A 5,267-nucleotide genomic window follows, 5' to 3' on the forward strand; every position below is an offset into this window, starting at 1 on the left:
ACACCGGATATTGGTGGAGCCCGGACGATAAGTACATCGCCTATACGCGTGTGGATGAGACATCCGTGGACATCGTTCCACGCTTTGATATCGCCGCAGAAAATGTTGCCGTTATTGAGCAGCGCTATCCTCGCGCGGGTCGCCCCAACGCCATTGTGGACCTATTCGTTCTGGAGGTGGAAACCGGCATTGTCACGGAGATTGGATGGCGGCGCAACGACTGGGGACACGCAACCGACCAATATCTCGCGCGGGTCAATTGGACTGAGAGCAGCCTCTACGTCCAGCGCGTCAATCGGGCTCAGACACAGCTCGAAATGGTCCAATTCATGGCCTTCAAGCATTCCGAGAAAGGGTTGCGCCTTTATGAAGCCACCGTCGCTCAGCTTGATGAGCAACCCAATTGGATCAATCTGTCTTCAGATTTCGTGAGCTTGGGGGATACAGGCATTGTTCTCACGGAAGAATCTCGTGGTTACCGCCAAATTAGTTTGTTACCGCCTTCGACAACCCACCCCAGACAACTGATTGGCGGTGACTGGGTTGTCGACAAGCTGCAGCATGTAAAAGCCGACATGTCCGAAATACTCTTCACAGGGTTTCTGGATACTTCGCTTGAGTGCCACCTCTATCGCGCCAAGCCAGCAACTTCTGGCTCAGCAACTCCTCCAGAGGTCGAGCGCATCACCTCCATAGGCCAAACATGGTCCATTGCCATGGCGCCAGACGGGCGATCCTTTGTCGGAACATCATCATCCCCAAGCCACCCCCCTCAAACGGGTCTGTACGCTTCTGACGGCAGTTTGATTTCCTGGATTTCGGACAATGCGCTCGACGCAGACCATCCATATCACTCCTTTCTGCCGGATCACGTCACACCAGAGTTCGGAGTCCTGTCCGCCGATGACGGTCAGATTCTACACTATTCCCTACTGAAACCGCCCGGTTTCGATGCTAGGAAATGCTACCCGGTTATTGTGGAAGTGTATGGCGGGCCACATGTCCAAACTGTCACGCGCAGTTGGGGGAGTCTGTCAGATCAATATCTCGCCCGTCAGGGATACCTCATCTTCAGGCTCGATAATCGAGGCAGCTGGAATCGCGGCAAGAAGTTTGAGGACGTGATCCATCACCGCACGGGCCTGCATGAGGTCAGCGACCAGATGATGGGCGTGGACTGGCTCAAGACACAACCATTTGTCGATCCCGGCAGAATTGCCATTCAGGGCTGGTCCTATGGCGGATACATGACACTGATGACCATTCTGCAAGCGCCAGCTGATACATTCGCGTGCGCTGTCGCGGGAGCTGCGGTTGCAGACTGGAGCCTCTATGATACATTCTACACGGAGCGGTATATGGGGACACCACAAAACAACCCAGGCGGCTATGAAGCCTCCAGTGTTTTTCCAAACCTCGACGCGCTTTCGACCCCCCTCCTCCTCATTCACGGCATGGCAGATGACAACGTCACCTTCGACAATGCCACACGACTGATGGCCAGACTTCAGGAATTGGGCAAACCGTTTGAATTAATGACCTATCCGGGCCAACGCCACGGCATTCGGGGAGAAGCGCTGCAACGCCACCTGATGCAAACGCGTATGGCCTTTTTGGACCGCAAACTGAAGAGACCATCAGAATGATCAAACCCTGGAAAATCCTGGAAAGCCGTCAAACCTACAAAGACGACTTCCTTTCGGTGCGCACGGATGTCTGCCAACGTGAAGACGGCCATGTAGTGCCCGCCTATCATGTGTTGGAATTCACAGATTGGGCCACGATTATCCCGATCACTGACGAAGGCAATATTGTGCTGGTCCGCGAGTATCGGCACGCCGGCGAGATCGTCCTCTTGGGCGTACCCGGCGGCGTCCTGGATCCCGGAGAATCCGATCCGGAAATAGCAGCCCGGCGGGAATTACGCGAGGAGACCGGCTACACGGCGCGCGAGTTGATCCCCGTTGGCATCTGTTATCCGAACCCGGCAACCCAGAATAATCAGCTTCATTATTTTTTGGCCACGGGCTGCCAGAAGACAGATGCTCAGTCTCTTGACGCAAACGAGGAAATCGAGGTCGTCGAGATGCCTTACAAAGACTTCCTGGAATACGAAGCATTCGAGACTCAACACGGCCTTCACGCGGCGGCACTGTTTTACACCGAGCGGTATTTCGGGAAACATCCCGAAAAACGACCGTGAGGAAATGCCCATGCCTGCCTTCCAGCCTACTGCCGACCAATTCAGGGCGTTTCGTGACGACCCGAACGATGGCCCCATTACCCAGGTAAATTTGCTGAAGTTTCGAGTTAAAGCTGAGTATCAGCCGGATGACCCCGAATTTGGCGAAGAGATCAGCGGGGAATACGCCTATATTCGTTACTCCGAAGCCTTCACTTTCGCGGCAAAAAAGGTCGGCGGCTCCACATTGCTCCTTGCATCGACCGAACGCTATTTCATCGGTCAGGGCGATTGGGATGGCGTGCTGGTCAACCAGTTCCCAGATCGACAGGCTTTCATCGCTACGCTCAACCATCCGGACTACAAATCCATGTCTCGCCATCGCGAGGCAGGCCTGCTTTGCCAGGAATTGATCGTGACCCGTCCCACTTGGATAAACGGGAGAAAGCTGTGAGCCGCTACGAAATCTTTGGCGCGCTCGGCTCGCCCTATTCCATGAAAGTGCGCGCCGCCCTGCGGGCCAAACGCCTTGTCCATACCTGGACCGGTATGACAGCCGACGACCGACAAAGCGTCATGCCAAATGTGCGGGCACCCGTGATCCCTGTCATCCGCCAGCCTGACGGCAGCTGGGTGAATGATTCAACCCCCTTCTTGCTGTCACTCGAAGGCGAAGGCCGAGACCTCTTGCCACCCGATCCGGTTGCCCGGTTTGCCTGCCTGTTGCTTGAGGACATGGCCGACGAATGGTTCATGAAAGCCATGTTCCATTACAGATGGGCATATGACCTGGATGCTGAATGGTGCGCCAATTGGCTGATCTATGACACGCTTCCCAACACAAGTCGCCTTGGCGTGGAAGAAGCTGCTGCCACCATTCGTGACCGGCAAATCAGCCGCATGGCTCTTGTTGGCTGCACACCCCAGACTGCCCCTCTGATAGAGGCCAGCTGGAAGCGCATCTGCAAAGTTCTGGAGGCGATGGCAACCGGGCCAACACGCTTCTTGTTCGGAGATCGCATTTCGCTCGCGGATCTTGGCTTTTACGGTCAGTTGAAAGTCATGAGTGTTGACCCCACTCCCATGACCTGGCTGCGAGCGGACACACCGTACTTGTATCGCTGGATTGATCACGCCGATGATGCGAGCGGTATCGAAGGTAACTGGTCTGATAGTATCAGCCCGGTGGTCCACGACCTTCTCGCAATAGCAGGGGAAACCTATTTGCCATTCCTGAAAGCCAATCTTGATGGGCTCAATTCCGGATCAGACAGTTTTTCGCTTGAAATAGAGCGCGGGCGCTATGAACAGGGCGTATTCAAGTATCAGGCAAGATGCCTGCAAACCTTGGGCGATGCCTGGAAAGATCTGGATGTTGTCGCGCGAGACAAACTTGCTGAGTGGATTGGACCAAACGCAAGCATCCTTTCAACAAACGTTTAGCAACTCGGGTACAAGACTGCGCCTGAAGAACGAAATTCTGTTTTCTTGTGGCTCGGCTCAACGCAGAGTCAGCGCGAATCCCACTGCGAGGCATATTATCCGTGACGAAAAAACCGTCTCCCATCTCAGAATTGCTGCACCACCGCGCCCGCAACCTTTCCAAGGGTGCACCAGTATCGCTTCCTATCATGGCGAGTACGACATTCCTGTTGCCAGGAGATCCGGACGGCAGCCATTTCTATGCGCGCAATGGAAATCCAACAGTCGAAAGTGTCGAAGCGGAGATAGGCATTCTGGAAAATGCCGAGACGGTGCTGTTCCCATCCGGCATGGCCGCTATCGCCGCAATGTTTCACACAGTGCTGCGCCCGGGAGACAAGGTTCTGGTGCATGCAGACGGCTACTACAATGTTCGAGCCCTGTTGAATGAACACTTCGCACCCCGGGGCATAACCGTCGAGACTTGTCCTACCGCCCAGATGGCGGATGCTGACCTGTCGGGCTGCCGGCTCGTAATGATTGAAACACCGTCAAATCCGGGCCTCGAAGTTTGCGACATCGCGGCTGTGGCTGATCGGGCAAAATCAGCCGGAGCCTTGCTGGTGGCTGATAACACGACTGCAACACCCCTGTGCCAGCAACCTCTCGATCTTGGGGCGGATATGGTCGTGATGGCTGACACAAAGGCCATGGCGGGCCATTCAGATGTTCTCTGCGGACATGTAGCAAGTCGGGACACATCCCTGATGAATCAGGTGCGTGGCTACCGTCGTTTGGGCGGCGCCACGGTAAGCCCGTTCGACGCGTATCTGCTGCATCGCGGGCTTGAGACCCTGGAATTGCGCGTTTCGCGGGCAAACCAGAATGCTCTAATTCTGGCAAATCACCTATTATCGCACCCCTCTGTGCAGACCGTCCGGTATCCCGGTCTCCCGCGAGACGCGAGCCACGCAGTTGCGTCTCGCCAGATGCGAGACTTTGGTCCGATCGTGAGCTTCACGTTAAAAGATCGCGCAAGCGCAGAAAAGTTTATTGATAACAATCCACTAATAGTGCCCGCCACGAGCTTTGGAGGTGTTCACACCTCTGCTGAGTGCCGAGTCCGCTGGGGAGACCACGTCGCCGACGGATTCGTCCGCTTGGCGTGCGGAATAGAGCCCAGTGAAGACCTTGTAAAAGCTACGGAAAATGCTTTACGAGATATCAGTCCGGTTTGATGCTGGGGAAGTGACTTTCACGGACAAGTGGTATAGCGTTTGCTCTCAACGAGCAGGGGTCTCGTTTCATGAAGCGACTGAGTATTGTCCTTTTCTTCGCCCTGCTGGGCTTTGGCGCTTGGGGCTGGTTCCGTCTGAACCAGCCTGAGCCGCCTATGGCGTTGACTGAGCCCCTGCGGATCGATCAAGGCGAGATCCAGGGCGGTGTTGATCCAGACAATCCGGAAATCCAGGTTTTCAATGGGATTCCCTATGCCAGCGCCCGTCGTTGGTCAGCGCCAACTTCCCCGCCGCAATGGGGCGCCATTACCCGGGATGCGAGGGAATTCGGCCCGCAATGCCTGCAACCCCGCGGACATATGAATGAGGTTGTCGACCGTATCATCGATGGTAACGGCTTGCCCTGGTGGAAACGATTGGCCGCC

The 5,267-nt window shown here is 55.5% G+C and carries 6 protein-coding genes; all 6 read left to right on the forward strand.

Features of this window, described 5'->3' with window-relative positions:
- On the forward strand, positions 1–1,646 hold a 1,646-nt coding region (locus B4F73_RS08710), incomplete at its 5' end, for a S9 family peptidase (RefSeq protein WP_290483025.1).
- Complete coding sequence (locus B4F73_RS08715; protein ID WP_290483026.1) at positions 1,643–2,203, forward strand: NUDIX hydrolase; 561 nt, start codon at positions 1,643–1,645, stop codon at positions 2,201–2,203. The genes B4F73_RS08710 and B4F73_RS08715, both read left to right, overlap by 4 nt.
- 10 nt (positions 2,204–2,213) lie before the next feature.
- Positions 2,214–2,636 carry a DUF1330 domain-containing protein gene (locus B4F73_RS08720; RefSeq protein WP_290483027.1) on the forward strand — a complete coding sequence of 141 codons (423 nt, stop codon included), beginning with the start codon at positions 2,214–2,216 and terminating at the stop codon, positions 2,634–2,636.
- A complete protein-coding gene (locus B4F73_RS08725) occupies positions 2,633–3,625 on the forward strand; it encodes a glutathione S-transferase family protein (RefSeq protein WP_290483028.1) in 993 nt (330 codons plus the stop codon). The genes B4F73_RS08720 and B4F73_RS08725 overlap by 4 nt, the downstream gene beginning before the upstream one ends.
- A 101-nt stretch (positions 3,626–3,726) precedes the next feature.
- Positions 3,727–4,842: a cystathionine gamma-lyase gene (locus B4F73_RS08730; RefSeq protein WP_290483029.1), complete on the forward strand. Its 1,116-nt coding sequence runs from the start codon at positions 3,727–3,729 to the stop codon at positions 4,840–4,842.
- Positions 4,843–4,910: 68 nt separating this feature from the next.
- The coding region (locus B4F73_RS08735) for a carboxylesterase family protein (RefSeq protein ID WP_290483030.1) at positions 4,911–5,267 on the forward strand (357 nt) is incomplete at its 3' end.

The organism is Hyphomonas sp. UBA3601, from assembly GCF_002375605.1.
Classification (GTDB): Bacteria; Pseudomonadota; Alphaproteobacteria; order Caulobacterales; family Hyphomonadaceae; genus Hyphomonas.